Here is a 19,442-nt window from a genome sequence, read left to right as displayed (position 1 = left end):
AGCGCCGGTTCATTGAGGGCCGGCGCTTAAGGTTATTTAGGGAAGTATTCCTTCCAACGATCAGTCACGAGTTGATCGATGTCTTCTCTTGTTTCGACCTCGTCAGGGTAAAATGGTTTCATTCTTGCGTCAATGACAACAGGTCCTTTATAACGAATATTGTTTCTTACAATGTCGCGGTCTGCATACAAATCGTACGAAGGATCAAACCTAGTGAAGGTAGTCCAGAGCATTTGCTGCTGTGACTCAACGATATTCGTGTCATCTACTAGGAATACAAGTTGCCAATCACCTAGCTGACTTTGTGCGTGCTTCACTAATGCTTCTCCAAATTCCGGGTCTTGTTCAAAAGTTGGTCCGCTAACAACAAGGCACCCTCCGCAGTATGGTTTCACGTCTTTGGCACCAGGAATGGTACCTCCTTCGTATGTGTGGGAAAGTTCGCGAATCGGTTCGCCGAGACCTGTCATTATAGCTTTACTTCCCACATTGAATTTGCGTCCGGTGTAGTCAAGGGTATCCATAGACGTGTCATTTAAAATGAGAAGATCTCGCTCCGGTTGGAATCGTTCCAATACTCCTTCCAATAATTCCGAGAAATTTGAAAGGTCTACCGGTTTATTTGTAACCATCAAAAACTTGGTTAGTGTGAGTTGCCCTTCACCCATGATTCTTAAAGCGTGAGCCAGGCCTTCTTTATAATAGCTCTCACGAACAACAGCGCCTGCCAAGGAATGGAACCCAGTTTCTCCGTAAGTCCATAGATCTTTAACCCCGTTCATAACAACAGGGAAGATCGGACTCATGAGGCGCTGTAAGTATTCCCCGATAAAGTAGTCTTCTTGTCTCGGCTTACCTACTACTGTTGCTGGATAAATAGCGTCTTTTCGTTTCCACATTTGCTTCACATTAAAAACTGGGAAATCATGTTCCAAGGAGTAATAGCCATAATGGTCACCAAATGGTCCTTCAGGCTCTCTTACATGAGGAGGGACTTCACCAGCAAAAGCAAATTCCGCTTCAGCAATAATCGGATGCGGATGGTTGTCCACGTTGACTACATTCAACTTTTCACCCATGAGTAAGGAAGAAAACATAAGTTCAGGTACAGCCTCAGGTAGTGGCGCGATGGCTGAAACGATAAGTGCCGGTGGTCCTCCTACAAAGAGGGAGACAGGCAAAGCCTGGTTCTTTTGCTCGGCTACACTATGATGGAAGCCTCCACCTTTATGAATTTGCCAATGCATACCGGTCTTCTTAGCTTCCTTAATCTCAATGCGGTACATACCAAGATTATGTTCGTTATGGTCAGGATGCTCCGTATAAACTAGGGGGAGAGTAACGAACGGGTTACTGTCATGGTGCCATCCAGTCAAGGCAGGCAGCTCTTTCATATTCACATCTGTCGTATGGTGCTCCATAACAGGGGCTTTTGATTGACTAACCCCTTTAGTTCCCATTTTAAGAACATCGGTAAACAGGTTTTTTTCATTCCACAACGAGCCAAGTGTTGGAGGCATAAGCTTGTCCAACGCACCAACAGCTTGTTTTACGAATGCTTCAGGCTTTGTGCCAAAAGCCATATCTACTCGATTAACGGTTCCGAACAGATTTGTAACGACAGGGGTATTGCTTCCTTTTACGTTTGTAAATAAAAGAGCAGGTCCTTGTTCATCGATCACACGCCGATGAATCTCAGGAATTTCTAGATAAGGATCGACCTCCGCCTGAATTTCAACGAGATCGTTTTCTTTTTTTAACTGATCCATAAAGGATCTTAGGTTGCGATGCATAAATCGTTCCACCTCAATTATAGTCTTATATACGACAATCTTTATCTATTATAAAGGAAAAAGGGGTGTAAGGTGAATGACAAACCATTGAACAAACCAAAATCCGACAAATTGCATATAGGAATGTGATTGGGTTTCGACTCATTCCGTTGTATAATGTAGGTAATCGGATAAAATATAGGAAATAGTGTACGTACATAATCTGTGAGAAAAGGTAGTGAAAAAATGGGGAAATTGGGCAAAAGCACGGTAGCGGCACTTGTTGCAGGGGTGTCATTGTTTGTAGCAAGCGGACAAGTGATCGCAGAAGAAGAAACAGTATCGATGAATGTTCACGGTGAAAAAGTAAGTGCACTTGAAGCGAGAGAGTGGCCCGATCGTGTGGCCCGCTTTTCATTCGATTCTGGTTACACATTTGAATATCCGGATGCCGTCAGAGGGGTTTTTGTAACCGCTCACTCTGCAGGTGGAGCGCGAATGGATTCGTTACTTGAACTGATGGATACGACCGACCTTAATTCCATGGTCATTGACGTTAAGGACGACGATGGATTTTTAACGTACAAACCTGAAGAAGACAGTCCTTTTTATGACATTTCCCGGCCTTTTATTAGCGACCCTGAAGCCATGATGAGCCGTCTCGAAGAACATGAAGTTTATCCAATCGCACGAGTGGTTGTGTTTAAAGATACGCTCCTCGCAGAAGAAAAGCCTGAATGGTCATTTACAACAGACAGTGGCGAAGTGTGGAAAAACAATCGCGGAGAAGCATTTGTGAACCCATTCTTAAAAGAGGTTTGGGACTATAACATCGATATTGCCATTAAAGCTGCCGAAATGGGATTTAAGGAAATTCAATTTGACTACGTTCGTTATCCTGAAGGATTTGAAAGACGAGACGAGGAATTGAACTATGACGTAGGTGAATACAAGAATAGTGAGGGAGACAATGTTCAACGTCGCGTGGATGCGGTCACGGATTTTGTTGCTTATGCGCGAGAACGACTTGCTCTTTACGATGTGGATGTATCCGTCGACATTTTCGGCTACACGGCAACACTGCCGGAAGCACCGGGAATTGGTCAGAATTTCACTCGTATCTCTGAAAATGTAGACGTTATCTCTTCCATGATCTACCCAAGTCACTGGACAGCACATTTTGGCTTGGATAAGCCAGATCTATACCCATATGAACTTGTCACAGAATACATTAAGATTGAAAACGAGAAGTTGGCCGAGTTGGAAAACCCACCGGTGTCTCGTCCTTGGCTACAAGACTTCACCGCTTCCTACTTAGGATCTGGAAACTACATTCCTTACCGAGCACCTGAAGTTGAGGCGCAAATTAAAGCTCTATACGAAAACGGTGTGGACGAGTTCCTCCTATGGAACGCTGGAAACCGCTATAGTGAAGGCGTGGATTACTTGATCGGAAAAGAGAATTAATCTAACTGTGATAATAGGCAGATGCAGAAAACATGCATCTGCCTTTTTTTGTGTTTTAAGTTCTGTAGGGAGGGGTGAGCAGGTTGCAAAAGTGATGGAAAACGGAAGGAAAGTGATTGATAAATGCCAAAAGTGATGAACAACCGAAGGAAGTGATTGATAAATTCCGAAAGTGATGAACAACCTCCTCAAAAGTAATTCCAAGGTTGCGAATCTCACCCCTACAGAACCTGTCTCCGACTGAACAGACGCATATTAACCCCTCTTCAATGTGTATGTCTCCACCGAGTTCACCTTAGCATAATTAAATCTACATTAAACAATTTCCTAAAAAACGGTTGCATAAAAATAAAACCGTAAGTATAATAATGAATTAATTCGAACGAAAGGTGATGAGCGGAAATGAATGTTGCGGTTATTGGAGGTACCGGCTACGGTGCTGTTGAATTATTTCGGTTATTGAACAATCACCCACACTTAAAGCTGAAATTGATGATTTCAAATTCCCGGTCAGGGACGCATATACAAGAAGCATATCCACACCTGAAGAACATCGCTACCTCTGTTTTGAATGAATACAATATACATACTTTGAAAGAGGAGGTAGACGCAGTCTTTTTTGCAACACCGGCCGGGGTTAGTAAGGAATTGATTCCCGAATGCCTTGAGGCAGGATTGAAGTGCATTGATTTGAGTGGGGACTTCAGGTTGAACGATGGTGAACAATATGAAAAGTGGTATAAAGGGACCCCTCCGGACTCAGCTATTCAACAAAAGGCCGTATACGGTTTGACCGAAATCAACCGAAAGGAAATCGCAGAAAGTAGTCTCATCGCCAATCCAGGATGTTATCCGACTGCTACCTTATTAGCACTACTTCCTTTGTTTAAAAAGAATTGGGTGAAAGGAAAAGGGATTGTTATAGATGGAATGTCCGGTGTATCCGGTGCTGGGAGGGGCTTATCGATGAATACGCATTTCTCTGAGACTAATGAAAGTTTAAAAGCTTACAAGCCAGGCATACATCAGCATATTCCAGAAATTGAACAGCTTTTAAATAAAGGATCAGATGAAGAAGTTCTCGTCACGTTTACTCCTCACCTTGTACCTATGACAAGAGGGCTTTTATGCACGATAAGTGCACAACTGCATGAACAGGTTACTACAGAGGACGTTATCAACTATTATAAATCGTTTTATGAAAATGACCCTTTCGTCAGAATCTGTTCTGAAGGGGAGCTGCCGTCTACCAAACATGTCTATGGTAGTAACTACTGTGACATCGGATGTTACTCAGATCACAGAACGGGGAGGCTCACAATCGTATCGGCGATTGACAATTTAGGTAAAGGGGCAGCTGGTCAGGCCATTCAAAATGCAAACGTCATGTTTGGGTTTGAGGAGCAAACAGGGCTTCATCATGTTCCAATTTATCCTTAATAATAAAAAAATGTTAAAGGTGGTGCTCGTTTGAAAACAATTGCAAGTAAACCTATATGTGAACTCAATACTCAAGGTGGCGTTACTTCACCAAAAGGGTTTAAAGCTGGAGGTGTTCACTGTGGCATACGTAGGAAAAAGCTTGATTTAGGCTGGCTTATGTCTGATGTTCCAGCTACTGCCGGAGCAGTTTATACAACGAATCAATTTCAGGCACCTCCTCTAAAAGTAACGAAAGAAAGTATTTTCACAGATCACAAGATTCAAGGTATCCTCGTAAATTCGGGCGTTGCAAATGCATGTACAGGAGAGCAAGGGCTGATAGACGCATATGAGATGAGGCGTTCTTTTGCACAAAAGGCAAACATGAACCCGGATCATGTGGCAGTGGCTTCCACTGGGGTTATCGGTGTTCCCTTACCTTTGGATAAAATCATTAATGGACTTTCTCACTTACATGAAGAAGAAAATGAAGGAGCACCGCGATTTCAACAGGCCATTTTAACAACCGACACATGTGAAAAATCGGTCTCAGTCGAACTACTCATTGACGGGAAAGTCGTACAGATTGGAGGAGCAGCAAAAGGGTCAGGAATGATTCATCCAAATATGGCAACCATGCTCGCTTTTTTAACTACAGATGCGGATTTGGATCATTCGAGTCTGCAAAAGGCTTTGAAAATGACCATCGATAAAACGTTCAACATGATCACTGTTGATGGAGATTCAAGTACGAACGATATGGTTCTAGTCATGGCTAACGGAAAAGCGAAAACCAATCTTATCAATGAAGCACACCCTCAGTGGAACGAATTTTGCTTAAGCTTACAACTTGTGTGTGAGTACTTAGCAAAAGCGATTGCAAAAGATGGAGAAGGAGCAACGAAGCTCATCGAAGTTTCTGTATCAGGCGCAAGCGATACTGAGGCGGCAAAAAAGGTAGGAAAAGCAATTATCTCTTCAAATCTCGTAAAGACAGCGGTTTTTGGAAGTGACCCTAACTGGGGAAGAATCGTATGTGCCATTGGGTATAGTGAGCAGCCGATCGTTCCGGAAAAGGTCAACGTTAGCTTAGGGTCCATTCCTGTTGTCAAACAAGGACTTCCATTGGAATTTGATGAGGAAAAGGGCAAAGCGTATTTAAACGAGAAAACCATTGAGATTCATGTTGATCTCGGTCAAGGGTCTGGTGAGGCGAAGGCGTGGGGGTGTGACCTCACATACGATTATGTGAAGATTAATGCATCATATCGAACGTGAGGAGGGTGGAAGATGAAGAACTATATTGTCATTAAATGTGGTGGGAGTATCCTAGACAAATTACCTCCTTCTTTTTATAACATGATTGTGGATTTGCAAGAATCAACTTGTTGGCAGCCTGTGATTGTTCATGGGGGAGGCCCACTCATATCCGAACTTCTAGAAAAACATGAGGTGAAGACGACGTTTATGTCCGGCATGAGAGTCACGACTCCCGAAGTGTTGGAAGTTGTGGAGATGGTATTGAGTGGTTCTATCAATAAAAGAATCGTGAGCTCGCTTCAAAGAGCAGGAGGGAATGGGTTTGGCTTTAGTGGTATAGACGGGGGACTCTTCACAACAGAGCTCATGGAGGACCGCTCTCTTGGTCTTGTTGGGAAAGTAACAGATGTGGATGTGAAGTGGATAGAAATGATTGCTTCGCAAGGGAGTATCCCTGTTATTTCTCCGGTTGGTGGAAACAAAAAAGGTGATACCTACAACATCAATGGAGATGTGGCTGCGGCTGCAGTTGCGGCAGCTTTAAAAGGAGAGCTTTGTTACATCAGTGACATTAACGGTATTTATATAGAAGAAAACGGACAAACAAAAGTCATTCACGAGATGACCAATGTTGAAGCAGAAGCGTTCATTAAAAACGAAGACATTACCGGTGGGATGATCCCAAAAGTTCGTTCTGCTCTTGACGGCCTTAGAGCCGGTGTTTCTCGAGTTGGCATTGTGAACGGAATGTGTTCTTCAAGCCTTTCGGACTTTTTAAAAGGAAAAGTAGCAGGTACCAAAATCATTGTGGATAGAGAGGGGTCTCGTGTTGGTTAACAATCAATCACTTATGGAAACGTATCAGCGTTTTCCAGTTCAAATGGTTAAAGGAAAAGGCTCTTACGTTTGGGATTCAAACAACAAAACATATGTAGATTTCACTTCAGGCATTGCCACTTGTAATCTGGGGCACGTTCCTAATCGTGTAAAAGTAGCAGTCTCAGCGCAACTTGAAACGCTATGGCACTGCTCAAACCTTTATCATATTCCCGTTCAAGAAGAGTTGGCCCAAAGGCTTACCGAAGTCACATTTGGGGATCGCGTATTCTTTTGCAACAGTGGGGCTGAAGCGAACGAAGGGGCAATCAAGCTGGCAAGAAAGCATGCAAAGAAAAATAATAAGCCTGAAGCACATGAAGTCGTGACGTTTACTCAATCTTTTCATGGTAGAACACTGGCAACTCTTACGGCCACTGGTCAACAGCATGTAAAGAGTGATTTTGATCCTTTGCCGAAGGGGTTTAACCATTTACCATATAACGACATAGATGCCTTGAAAGGCATTGATAAAGACCGTACATGCGCTGTTCTTCTGGAACTTGTCCAAGGAGAAGGAGGCGTTGTTCCCGCAGACCCAACTTGGGTACAAGAGCTTGCTCACTTCTGTAATGAAAACCAAATCTTATTTATGATTGATGAAGTACAAACGGGTATGGGGCGTACGGGGAAGCTATTTGCTTACGAACATTACAACATAATCCCTGATGTGATGACGATAGCAAAAGGTTTAGGATCAGGATTTCCTATTGGGGCGGTGATTGCCAAAGAGGAAGTAGCTGCGGCCTTTACACCAGGTTCCCACGGCACCACATTTGGAGGAAACCCACTTGCTTCTACAGCGGGGCTTGCAACGTTAAATGAAATCACTCAAAATGGTGTACTTGATAACGCCAATAAACAATCTACTTATCTATTTGAAGAGCTCAAAAAGCTTCAAGAAGATTACGACATTTTGAAAGCAGTAAGAGGAAAAGGGCTTCTAATTGGGATTGAAGTGACTTGCCCGGCTAAAAACATCGTGGTAGAAGCTCTTGAGCACGGTGTCCTATTATTAACAGCAGGAGCAAACGTGGTTCGTCTATTACCGCCACTTACACTTACTGAAGAGGAAGTCGATCGGGTGCTGAAAGTCCTTCAAAAGGTCCTTATGCACATGGAGGAAAAGGATGGTGTAAAACAGTGACAAAAGGTTATTTGCATTTAAATACCGGTCACGTATTCGAAGGTGACATGATTGGCGCAGACTGCGGCCAAACAGGTGAAGTGGTATTTACGACGAGTATGACAGGCTACCAAGAAACCTTAACAGACCCATCCTATGCTGGACAGGTTCTTACATTTTGTTATCCGATGATCGGAAATTATGGTTTACATGACACAGCCAGTGAGAGTGTGAAACCATTTGTGAAAGGTGTGGTTACAGGAGAGTTGTGGGATGAAGATGACAAGCTTAAATCATTTTTATCTAGTTGGGGCATTCCGGGACTTAGCGGGATTGACACACGTGCTCTTGTGAAAACCATCCGTCAGTACGACACAGTTATCGGAGTCATTTCAGCAGAAGCGAATGTGTCGAATACTTGGGAAACAGAGGGTTCCCTCACGCTTATGCAAAGAACCACAGTGACTCATCCTAAAACGTACGGAAATGGAACGACACATATTGTAATGGTTGATTTTGGGTACAAAAAATCCATACTCGAGGCTTTAGTGAAGCGAGGATGTTTTGTCACGGTCGTGCCATTTTCCTATAGCTTTAAACAAGTGGAACGTTTAAAGCCTGATGGCATTGTTTTAAGTAACGGACCTGGTGATCCAAAAGCACTTGCGCCGTATTTTACCCAACTTAAAAAAATAACGGAGAAGTGGCCTACGCTCGGGATTTGTCTTGGTAATCAGCTTATCGCACTTGCGTTCGGCGGAGAAACCAAGAAACAGCTAAATGGTCACAGAGGAAGCAATCATCCCGTCAAAGATCTCCAGTCGGGAAAGGTGATGATCACATCACAGAATCATGGTTATGTGATCGCGGATGAGGGGTTACCTTTAGGATTTAATGTGACGTATGTGAATGTCAACGATAAAACCATTGAAGGAATCAAGCACAAGAGCCTTCCTATCGAAAGTGTACAATTTCATCCGGAAGCGCACCCGGGGCCAAGTGATACGGATTACGTATTTGACCAATTCATAGCGCAAGTTGCAACAGGAGGAAACGTATATGCCTAAGAAAGACAACATCAAGAAAGTCCTTGTCATTGGGTCCGGTCCGATTGTAATCGGTCAGGCTGCCGAGTTTGACTATGCAGGTACACAAGCTTGTTTATCTCTAAAAGAAGAAGGGATAGAAGTTGTACTTGTAAATAACAATCCGGCAACGATTATGACTGATGAACGAATTGCAGATCGTGTGTATATGGAACCTCTGACTGCCGAGAGTATTGAACAGATCATTAAAAAGGAAACTCCGGATGGGGTGATCGGGACGTTAGGGGGACAAACGGGCCTTAATTTAACCGTTGAGCTTTATGAGAAAGGGATTTTTAATAAATACGGAGTAGAGGTTCTTGGTACTGCCGTTGAAGGGATTCAAAAGGGGGAAGATCGAGAGAAGTTCCGTAAGCTGATGATGGACATTGGAGAGCCAGTACCTGATTCTACAATTGTTCAGTCCATAGAAGAGGGGCTAACGTTTACTCAGTCAACAGGGTACCCGGTTATCATTCGTCCGGCGTATACACTTGGTGGTGCCGGGGGAGGATTCGCTGAGAACGATCAAGAGTTTGAACAGGTGCTAAGAAGAGGACTTTCGTTAAGCCCGATCAATCAAGTGCTAGTTGAACAGAGCATTAAAGGTTGGAAAGAAGTCGAGTACGAAGTGATGCGTGATGGTAATGATACATGTACGATCGTTTGTAATATGGAAAACATGGACGCTGTCGGAGTTCACACTGGAGATTCTATCGTCGTTGCCCCTTCACAAACGTTAACCGATGAACAGTATCATATTCTTCGTGACTCATCGTTAAAAGTGATTCGGGCTTTAGGGGTAATCGGAGGATGCAACATTCAGTTTGCCCTTCATCCTCATACAAACGAGTACGCCATCATTGAAGTGAACCCACGAGTAAGCCGATCTTCGGCTTTAGCATCGAAAGCGACTGGTTATCCAATTGCAAAAATCGCAGCAAAATGTGCGATTGGTTATCATTTGGATGAAATTATCAACCCGATAACGGCGAATACATTCGCTTCATTTGAACCGGCATTGGACTATATTGTCGTGAAGCTTCCTCGTTTTCCGTTTGACAAATTTCCTGAAGGGGATCGCTCACTAGGCACACAAATGAAAGCAACAGGAGAAGTGATGGCGATCGACCGCTCGTTCGAAGGAGCCTTAAATAAAGCAATCCGATCCCTTGAAATGAATGTATATTCAATGAATCATCATTTGGTGGATAGCATGACTGATGACCAACTATTGAAAGAGCTGGCAGAGCCCACAGACCTTCGATTGTTTGTGATTGCAAAAGCTCTTAAACGAGGAATGAGTTTGGACACAGTAAAAGAAGTGACCAACATTCATGGCTGGTTTTTGAAGAAGATAAAGATGATTCTCGAATGCGAATCAGAACTCGCATCTTATACTTGGAATCATGTGCCTGACTCCCTTTTTATTAAAGCGAAAAAAATGAACATGGGTGACCGATGGATCGCTTCATTATTTGGGGTTACAGAACAAACGGTCCGTCAAAAACAAAAAAGCTTAGGTATTAAGAGAGGCTTTAAGCAGGTAGATACGTGTGCGGCAGAATTTGATGCGGTGACCCCGTATTACTATGCTACTTATCATGGGAGCGATGAAGTAACTTCAACACAGACGAAGAAAATTCTCGTGATCGGATCAGGGCCAATTCGAATCGGCCAAGGTGTTGAGTTTGACTATTGTTCTGTTCACGCTGCTCAGGCTGTTCAGAAATACGGTTATGAAGCTGTGGTAATGAATAATAACCCTGAAACGGTGAGTACGGATTATACGGTAGCTGACCGTCTTTATTTTGAACCGTTAGCTGTAGAGGATATCTTAGCAGTGGCACAAAAGGAACAAGTTGAAGGCGTTCTTGTTCAGTTCGGTGGTCAAACGGCCATCAATGTAGCCGAACAGCTGGAGAATGAAGGGATTAAAGTTTTAGGTACTTCCCTTAGCGCGATTGATTGTGTGGAGGACCGGGAGAAGTTTTATAGATTATTGCATGACAACGAGATCCCACATATCCCAGGGAAGACAGTAAAGGGTATTGATGAATTGAAGGAAGCGGCAGAAAGCCTCGGATTTCCTGTGATGATTCGTCCTTCTTACGTGATCGGTGGCCAATCCATGTTTGTTTGTAAAAATCATGATGAACTCAAACGAAACGTGGAGCAGTTTATTTTATCCGAAAATGAAAGAGGATGGCCCCTTTTAGTTGACCGTTTTATTCCAGGGGTTGAGTGTGAAATGGACGTCATTAGTGACGGAGAGAGCATCTTGGTTCCGGGAATTTTTGAGCATGTGGAAAAGGCCGGTGTTCATTCCGGAGACAGTACAGCCTATTTTCCGCCAATCAACATAGGTGAAAATACGAAAAAGGTCATGATGGAGTATGCCGAAACACTGGCATCCGTGTTGCCTGTAAGAGGGATCATGAACATCCAGTTCGTCGTTAACGAGGACACGGTGTACGTACTCGAAGTGAATCCAAGAGCATCGAGAACGGTGCCGATTATGAGTAAAGTAACCGGTGTTCCGATGATCGAGTGGGCAACGAGAGTTCAACTCGGTGAAAATATTCCCAAACCATTGACCGGATTGTTAGGAGAGCCTTCTTATTTCACCGTAAAAGCGCCGGTTTTTTCAGCCGGAAAACTACCGGACGTTGATCATGTCCTAGGCCCTGAAATGAAATCCACTGGAGAAACCCTTGGTTTAGGTGCGACAAAAGAAGCGGCCTTAAGCAAAGTCTTTGGACAACGCGTTCATAAACCGCAGCCCCTCCTTTTCTGTTCCATTACGGATCAAAGGAAAAAAGATGCTTTGTTCTTTATTCAAGCATGCTCTAATATGGGCTTTTCTATTGCTGGAACAAAAGGAACGGCACGCTTTTTAAACGAAAACAATGTAAGCTGTATTGCTGTGGTTGATGAAGAGCTACGTGAGTGGTGGAAGAAACACCAACCAGACACAGTGTTAAATATACCTACTGTAGGACGACGAAAAGAACGATCTGGTTTTACGATTAGAGAAATGGCCATTACGTACGATGTTCCTTGTTTTACAGCATTGGAATCGTTCAACGCATGGCTTGATACGCTAAATGAAACGAAAAAAAATGTTGAACCTAAGTCGGTTCAAGAGTGGATCAGTAAAACAACACTAAAGATGGGGTGACAGCATGCAATCTATTGAAAAAGTAAAAGATATCAGACCTTCGTTTATCGGGAGAGATTTTTTAACCTTGGCGGACTTTACAGAGGAAGAAATCGGATACTTGATCGATGAAGCGATCTCGTTAAAACATAAACAAAAACAAGGAATCGAGCACAAGTTTCTAAAAGGAAAAACGCTCGGAATGATTTTTGAGAAATCATCTACCCGAACACGATTAAGCTTTGAAATTGGGATGAAACAGCTAGGTGGAGATGCGATCTTTTTAAGTTCAAGAGACATCCAGTTAGGAAGAGGGGAGTCGATTGCAGACACTGCCAAAGTCCTGTCTCGATATGTAGACGGCATTATGATACGTACTTTTGCTCATGAAAAAGTAGAAGAACTGGCACAACATGCCACCGTACCGATTATCAACGGTCTAACAGACGACCACCACCCTGCTCAAGTACTGGCAGACTTGATGACGATCGTTGAAAACAAAGGGAAACTAAAGGGATTAAAGCTTTGTTTCGTTGGTGACGGAAACAATAATATGACCCATTCCTTAATTGAAGGTGCAGCTCTTACCGGGATGAATATCTCTGTAGCAAGTCCTAGTGGCTATCAGCCGAAGAGTACAATCGTATCGAATGCAAAGAGGATAGCAGTAAAGACTGGTTCAACCATTGAGGTTACTGAGGATCCCGTTACTGCGATTGAAGGTGCTGATGTAGTTGTGACCGATGTATGGGCAAGTATGGGAGATGAAGGTCAAATGGAAGAGCGATGCACCGTTTTTTCACCTTATCAAGTGAATGATGAATTATGCAAACACGCGAATAAAAATTTTATTTTTCTTCATTGTCTACCTGCCCACAGAGGGGAAGAGGTTGATACAACAGTCATTGACGGGGTTCATTCGGTCGTATTTGATGAAGCTGAAAATCGATTACATGCACAAAAAGCATTATTATGGTTGACGATGAGCAACTAATTTTTTATACTATGAATGTATAAAAATTCTTTAAAGTAAATAATAATTCATATATAAGGAGTGGATAGCATGAGTAAAGGGAAAGTTGTTCTTGCGTATTCCGGAGGTTTAGATACAAGCGTGTCAATTAAATGGATTGAGGAAAAATACGGTTATGAAGTCATTGCCCTAGGCATTGACGTTGGTGAAGGGAAGGATCTCGAAGCCATTAAACAAAAAGCGTTGGATACAGGTGCGGTAAAAGCGATCATGATTGAAGGAAAGGAACTCCTTGCAAAAGGGTACTTAGCACCGGCTCTAAAATCCAATTGCTTGTATGAAGGGAAATATCCATTGAGCTCTGCTCTCTCTCGCCCTCTTATAGCAAAACTTCTTGTGGAAGTAGCAGAGCAAGAAGGGGCTGTGGCTGTTGCTCATGGCTGTACAGGTAAAGGAAACGACCAAGTTCGTTTTGATGTATCGATTCAAGCATTAAACCCAGATCTTAAAGTGATCGCTCCAGTACGTGAGTGGGGAATGAACCGAGACGAAGAAATTGAGTATGCAAAGGAAAAAGGAATCGATGTTCCTGTAAATGTAGATAAACCATATTCAATCGATGCAAACATTTGGGGACGCGCTTGTGAAGCGGGAGTTCTTGAAGATACGTGGGCAGAAGCACCGGAAGACGCCTTCGAATGGACAGCGCCGATTACAATGACACCAGATCAAGCTGAGTACATCGATATTGAATTTGAACAAGGGCTCCCCGTGGCTTTAAACGGAGAGAAAATGGACTTTGTTTCGATTATTGAAAAGTTAAATGCAATCGGTGGTACTCACGGGGTTGGAAGAATTGACCATGTTGAAAATCGTCTCGTCGGAATCAAAAGTCGTGAAGTATACGAAAATGCAGCAGCACTTATTCTCATTCATGCTCATAAAGAACTCGAACTGTTAACACTTCCGAGAGAAGTAACCCAATTTAAAACACAAGTTGACAATAAAATGACGGAGCTCATTTATGAGGGGTTATGGTTCTCACCATTGAAGAACGCCTTGGAGTCCTTTATTGATGAGACTCAGAACGTCGTTTCAGGAACAATTAAAGTAAAACTTTTCAAAGGGAATTATCAAGTGGTTGCCAGAAAATCACCGAATAGCTTATACAATGCCGATCTCGCTACCTATTCTAAAGGGGATGCATTTGATCATAAAGCGGCCGAAGGTTTCATTAAACTGTTTGGTTTATCAACGAAAGTCTATGCCGATGTGCATAAAGAAGAGAAGCCTGTTGTCGTGAAGGAGGAAGTGTAACCGTGTCTAAATTATGGGGAGGGCGCTTTACTAAAGAAACGAACAAATTGGTTGAAGAGCTAACAGCATCGATCGAATTTGATCAAAAGCTTGCAGATGAAGACATCGAAGGCAGCCTGGCCCATGTGCAAATGCTTTCGGAGCAAGGTGTGATTTCTGACGATGATGCTATGAAAATAACGGAGGGGCTTCATAAAGTGAAACAGAAGCTCCATGCCGGGGAGCTTGAGTACTCGGTTGCTGATGAAGATATTCATATGAATATCGAGAAGTTCTTAATAGAAGAGATTGGTCCGGTGGGAGGAAAACTCCATACGGGGCGCAGTCGAAATGACCAAGTGGCTACAGACATGCATCTATATTTGAAAAAACATACTAAAGAAACGATTGCTCTTATTGAAAGTGTCCAAGGAGCGATTGTTGAACAGGCTGAAGTTCACGTTGATACGATGATTCCAGGATACACCCACCTTCAAAGAGCGCAGCCAGTGTCTTTTGCTCACCATATTCTCGCTTACTTTTGGATGTTGGAGCGAGACAAACAGCGATTCATTGATAGCTTAGAACGTGTGGATGTTCTCCCTCTCGGAGCAGGAGCGATGGCAGGAACCACGTTTCCGATTAACCGAGCACGCGTTGCAGAAATCTTAGGGTTTGAAGACATCTATCCAAATAGTATGGATGCGGTTAGTGATCGTGATTTCATATTGGAATACTTGTCGGCTGCATCAATCATGATGATGCATATTTCCAGATTGAGTGAGGAACTTGTAATCTGGAGCAGCGAAGAATTCGGGTTCATTGAATTAGACGATTCTTTTTGCACAGGATCAAGCATTATGCCACAAAAGAAAAATCCTGACGTTCCGGAATTGCTTCGAGCAAAAACCGGGCGAGTGTATGGAAATTTGATGAGCTTGTTAACGGTTCTTAAAGGACTGCCTCTGGCGTATAACAAAGACATGCAAGAGGATAAAGAGGGAATGTTTGATACGGTTGAAACGGTAAGTGGATCTTTGAAGATGCTGGCACCAATGATTGAGACGATGACCGTAAAGAAAGACGCCATGCGTCAAGCGGTCAACCAAGATTATTCAAATGCGACAGATATTGCTGACTACTTAGTGACAAAGGGGATGCCCTTTAGAGAAGCTCACTCGGTTATCGGTCAAGTCGTGCTCTATGCGATTGGAAAGAAAAAGTTTCTGCTTCAACTCGATTTGGAGGAGTATAAGTCGTTCAGTGAGTTATTCGAAGATGACATTTATACGGTACTTGCCCCAGAAAACGTTGTTGCAGCCCGCAACAGTGCAGGGGGGACGGCACCAAAACAAGTGGTTAAACAATTTGATCAAGCAAAGAAAAAACTGGACCATAGCTAGGTCCGGTTTTTTTGCGTAAGATGGGGACAGTCCCCGAAGCGTTTTGGATAGCCTGAGGGTCAGACCCCCCATCTCAAGACCCTCACTTTAGTCTTTCGTAATCCTTGGTGATGAAATGTAAAAAATTTCATGAATAAATGTTGTGAATGAAAGGAATTTAAAGGATGATAGCGTTTTTTTACTCTGTGTGTCACTCTTATTACCTTAGTTGTAAAGATGGTCATTATTCTAGGTATGGTGCTGATGTTACCGTTTTATCTATTTTGCGTTTTAGCTTATACTATAGGTAGGAAAGTTTTGCACAAGTAAAAAACCGTGCGAAAGAAACTAATGGAGGTAACGGACAATGAACTGGTATGAAAAACTCAATCAGTATTTCCCTGTTGAAGAGATGAAATCAAAAGAGCACATGGATTTACTTTTAAAAGAAAAAAAAGAAGTCTACAAAAAAGACGAAAGTGAATATCACGTGATGATGTATGCAGAAATGGATGATTTCATTTTTATTGACTACTTGTTCGTTTCAAAAGCAGCACGGGGCAAAGGAATCGGAAAGAAATTGTTGAATACTTTAAAAGAAAAGAACAAGCCGATTATTCTTGAAGTAGAACCAATTGATTATGATGATACGGATACGGAAAAACGTCAGAAGTTTTACAAGAGGGAAGGATTTGAACACGCTAAATCGATTGGCTATCGCAGACGTTCACTTGATACAGGTGAAATAAATGAAATGGAAATTCTCTACTGGTCACCATCGAACGAATCGGAAGAAAGCATCTATAATAAGATGAGACATACGTATGAAACGATCCACACGTATAAAGACGAGCAGATTTATGGTGAATCCTATGATGAAACAGATAAGGTGTTCAGTTTTGAAGAGGAAGATGAAAAAGCTCAACCGCCAATGTAAGAATAAGGTAAAGGGGTGTTGATCGATGAAAGGTAAAGGGAAACAGCGTCGAAAAAGAAAAAAGCAGCTATGGCAAGACCTGTTAAAGAAAAAATGGAATGATGTAAACCGCATCCCAAGACGTCAACCGCAATCTCAGTCGAAAACCATCGCTTAAATCTAAAAAATAGTGAAAAACTGCCCACACATGTGTAGGGCAGTTTTTCTTAATGGTAAAATAAAATGAGAACACTCATTCATAATTGATAATGAGTGAGAAAAGGAAGTATAGTATTCTTGGACAAATGTTCAACATTTATTATAACTTTCTACATATTTTATGTTTAACATGTCAACTTTCGTGGTATTTCTTTATTATATCTGCTTTCATTAAGTTGTACACGTTGTATAGCTAACGTATAAGTTTTTTAGATTACCCACTAGTCAAATTAAAATTATTATTGTATAATAAGTGATGTAGTAATCAACGAACTTAGCAGAATAAAGAAATGTACTTATAAATTATAAACCTAATTGGAAGGGAGAAATGGTTTTCATGGTAACGTTGTTCACATCGCCTAGTTGTACGTCTTGCCGTAAAGCAAAAGCATGGCTTCAAGAGCACGATATCGCATTTGTGGAACGTAACATCTTTTCCGAACCATTATCAGTAGAAGAGGTAAAGGAAGTTGTCCGTATGACAGAAGACGGCACAGACGAAATTATCTCCACACGATCCAAAGTATTTCAAGAGCTTGAAGTAGACATTAATGATATGCCACTTCAAGACCTATTCCAGCTTATTAGCGATCACCCGGGTCTCTTGAGACGACCGATTATTATGGATGAAAAGCGTATTCAAGTTGGTTACAACGAAGCTGAAATTCGCCGATTTCTACCTCGAAAAGTACGTACTTTTCAACTTCAGGAAGCTGCGAAAAAGCTCGTAAACGAATAATATAGTTCGGGCCTTCTGTCTTCTTGGCAGAGGCCTTTTTTCTTTATCCTCTTGATACAATGCTCGTTCTAGTATCTAATATAGGTGATATCTTGGACTCTGTTTCGAAGCCATCCGGCAACGATAACGGCAATAATTAATATAATGGAGAATAACAATGGTGGAATTCCCGTATCTGCTAAGAAAAAATAAACCATTGGTTCGTGTGTTATCATTGTTGATGCGGTAAGGGTGAGTATCCCAGCTCCAATATAGAGAATAAATGGGAAACGTTTCATCAAGAACAGGATGATCTTGCTTCCCCATATTAAAATAGGTACGGAAATCAACAATCCTAAGAAAACGATGAGCATATCTCCTTTTGCAGCACCGGCTACAGCTAGTACGTTATCAAATCCCATAACGATATCAGCAATGACAATGGTTTTAATGGCAGCAAAAATCGTGACTGACCCTTTAATATTTTGCTCTCCTTCAGTAGAGGTGAGAAGGCGGTATGATATCCAAAATAAGAGAATACCTCCAATCCCCATTAAATAGGGTATAGATAATAAGTGAAGTGCGATAATGGTTAAAAAACCTCTAGCGAGGATAGCGAAAGCAATACCGATGATAATCGCTTTATTTCTAAGTGGTGGAGGAAGCTTACGGCATGCCATAGCAACGACAATCGCGTTGTCACCGCCCAAAATTAAATCGATTCCTATGACGGTAAGCAAAGCGACAAAAAAATCAGAATTCAACGGTTGATTCCTCCCTTCATAAACGATAAAATCAGTTAAACCATTCTTTATTCGAGGGTTAAATCATAAGATAAAGAACATGGCTGGTCCTTAAATGTGATGTCATAATAATGTATACATGTCCCCAGTTGTTCAGAACTGGATTTCGTATTCTGATGGAACAAAGATAAAATCATGAGCAGGACTATTTCAATTCAGAGCAACTTCTTTTAAAATAGGAACTACTACTCATTTAGGCTGATTGAAGAGTGATCACATTGGGTAAATCAACAACAATAGAAGAGACTAATTGGAGTACACCAAATCTCGAATGGAAGGGTGAACGATGAATGGATATCGAACGCGTGAATGATACAACGCTAAAGTTTTTCATCACATATAAAGATATTGAAAAACGTGGTTTTGATAAAGATGAAATTTGGTATAATCGTGAGCGTGGCGAAGAGCTATTCTTCGAAATGATGAACGAAGCCAATGACCAAGAAAACTTTGAAATTGACGGTCCTCTATGGGTTCAGGTTCATGCATTAGATCGAGGTCTTGAGGTCATTGTCACCCGCGGTCAGGTAAACGACGGTAATGTGAAACTTGAAATTCCTGTAGGTGACGATAAACATGACCAAGCGGTCGATGAAAATATTGCAGATATGCTGGACAGTCGTTTTCGCGGTGAAGATGAAGACGGAGAAAAGGATCTCATCTTAAGCCTTGTAATCGGTTTTAACGATTTCGAGGATGTGATCTCGTTAAGCAAAAGCTTTGACGAAGCGATCGAAACAAGCCTTCACCACTTCGAAAATCGCTATTATATTTATGTGACTCTTGATGAAACGTATACGGACGAAGAGCAAGATAATCATTTAAGCCGTATGCTCGAATTCGGTTACGAGTCTGACACGACAATCTATCGTATTAAAGAATATGGTAAAGAAATCATCGCTGAAGATGCCCTTCGCGTAATCCGTGAAAAGTTTAGTTAAGGAGTCGATTTTTATCGGCTTCTTTT

16 protein-coding genes are annotated in these 19,442 nt (G+C 42.1%); 14 read left to right on the top strand and 2 right to left on the bottom strand.

Annotated features, from left to right (window positions below):
• Positions 1-32: 32 nt before the first annotated feature.
• On the bottom strand, positions 33-1,793 hold the full coding sequence (locus G476_RS0111150; protein WP_026690186.1) for a UbiD family decarboxylase: 1,761 nt from the start codon (positions 1,791-1,793) through the stop codon (positions 33-35).
• A gap of 225 nt (positions 1,794-2,018) precedes the next feature.
• Between G476_RS0111150 and G476_RS0111145 the strand changes: the two genes are divergently transcribed.
• From G476_RS0111145 to spxA, 13 genes are all read left to right on the top strand, one after another.
• Positions 2,019-3,239 (top strand): putative glycoside hydrolase, encoded by a 1,221-nt coding sequence (locus tag G476_RS0111145; protein ID WP_026690185.1) that lies wholly within the window; start codon positions 2,019-2,021, stop codon positions 3,237-3,239.
• 402 nt (positions 3,240-3,641) lie between these two features.
• A complete protein-coding gene (gene argC / locus G476_RS0111140) occupies positions 3,642-4,679 on the top strand; it encodes an N-acetyl-gamma-glutamyl-phosphate reductase (RefSeq protein WP_026690184.1) in 1,038 nt (345 codons plus the stop codon).
• A 30-nt stretch (positions 4,680-4,709) separates the two neighbouring features.
• Complete coding sequence (gene argJ, locus G476_RS0111135) at positions 4,710-5,939, top strand: bifunctional ornithine acetyltransferase/N-acetylglutamate synthase (protein ID WP_035186401.1); 1,230 nt, start codon at positions 4,710-4,712, stop codon at positions 5,937-5,939.
• A gap of 12 nt (positions 5,940-5,951) precedes the next feature.
• Complete coding sequence (argB, locus tag G476_RS0111130) at positions 5,952-6,758, top strand: acetylglutamate kinase (protein WP_026690182.1); 807 nt, start codon at positions 5,952-5,954, stop codon at positions 6,756-6,758.
• Entirely contained in the window at positions 6,748-7,944 is a 1,197-nt protein-coding gene (locus G476_RS0111125; protein WP_026690181.1) for an acetylornithine transaminase, read from the top strand. The genes argB and G476_RS0111125 overlap by 11 nt, the downstream gene beginning before the upstream one ends.
• Positions 7,941-8,990, top strand: coding sequence for a carbamoyl phosphate synthase small subunit (locus G476_RS0111120; protein WP_026690180.1), 1,050 nt, complete (start codon positions 7,941-7,943; stop codon positions 8,988-8,990). The genes G476_RS0111125 and G476_RS0111120 overlap by 4 nt, the downstream gene beginning before the upstream one ends.
• A complete protein-coding gene (carB, locus tag G476_RS0111115) occupies positions 8,983-12,189 on the top strand; it encodes a carbamoyl-phosphate synthase (glutamine-hydrolyzing) large subunit (protein ID WP_026690179.1) in 3,207 nt (1,068 codons plus the stop codon). Before G476_RS0111120 ends, carB begins: the two co-directional genes overlap by 8 nt.
• A gap of 4 nt (positions 12,190-12,193) precedes the next feature.
• Positions 12,194-13,162 carry an ornithine carbamoyltransferase gene (gene argF / locus G476_RS0111110; RefSeq protein WP_026690178.1) on the top strand — a complete coding sequence of 323 codons (969 nt, stop codon included), beginning with the start codon at positions 12,194-12,196 and terminating at the stop codon, positions 13,160-13,162.
• A 69-nt stretch (positions 13,163-13,231) separates the two neighbouring features.
• Positions 13,232-14,458 carry an argininosuccinate synthase gene (locus G476_RS0111105; RefSeq protein ID WP_026690177.1) on the top strand — a complete coding sequence of 409 codons (1,227 nt, stop codon included), beginning with the start codon at positions 13,232-13,234 and terminating at the stop codon, positions 14,456-14,458.
• A gap of 2 nt (positions 14,459-14,460) precedes the next feature.
• Positions 14,461-15,840 (top strand): argininosuccinate lyase, encoded by a 1,380-nt coding sequence (gene argH / locus G476_RS0111100; RefSeq protein ID WP_026690176.1) that lies wholly within the window; start codon positions 14,461-14,463, stop codon positions 15,838-15,840.
• A 346-nt stretch (positions 15,841-16,186) separates the two neighbouring features.
• The gene (locus G476_RS0111095) at positions 16,187-16,756 is read left to right on the top strand and encodes a GNAT family N-acetyltransferase (protein WP_026690175.1); all 570 of its coding nucleotides are present in this window, start codon (positions 16,187-16,189) and stop codon (positions 16,754-16,756) included.
• Positions 16,757-16,781: 25 nt separating this feature from the next.
• A complete protein-coding gene (locus tag G476_RS24050) occupies positions 16,782-16,913 on the top strand; it encodes a hypothetical protein (RefSeq protein ID WP_281170448.1) in 132 nt (43 codons plus the stop codon).
• A 378-nt stretch (positions 16,914-17,291) separates the two neighbouring features.
• Positions 17,292-17,693, top strand: a complete 402-nt coding sequence (gene spxA / locus G476_RS0111085; RefSeq protein ID WP_026690174.1) for a transcriptional regulator SpxA — start codon at positions 17,292-17,294, stop codon at positions 17,691-17,693.
• 68 nt (positions 17,694-17,761) lie between these two features.
• Here spxA and G476_RS0111080 read toward each other — a convergent pair whose 3' ends face one another.
• Positions 17,762-18,436 carry a TerC family protein gene (locus tag G476_RS0111080; RefSeq protein WP_026690173.1) on the bottom strand — a complete coding sequence of 225 codons (675 nt, stop codon included), beginning with the start codon at positions 18,434-18,436 and terminating at the stop codon, positions 17,762-17,764.
• Positions 18,437-18,765: 329 nt separating this feature from the next.
• On the opposite strand from G476_RS0111080, the gene mecA reads away from it, so the two are divergent.
• On the top strand, positions 18,766-19,416 hold the full coding sequence (gene mecA / locus G476_RS0111075; RefSeq protein WP_026690172.1) for an adaptor protein MecA: 651 nt from the start codon (positions 18,766-18,768) through the stop codon (positions 19,414-19,416).
• Positions 19,417-19,442 lie beyond the last annotated feature (26 nt).

Origin of the sequence: Alteribacter aurantiacus DSM 18675 (genome assembly GCF_000429705.1) — a bacterium.
Classification (GTDB): Bacteria; Bacillota; Bacilli; order Bacillales; family Salisediminibacteriaceae; genus Alteribacter; species Alteribacter aurantiacus.
Note: the sequence above shows the minus strand (reverse complement) of the source record. Positions and strands in the feature narration are given on the sequence as shown.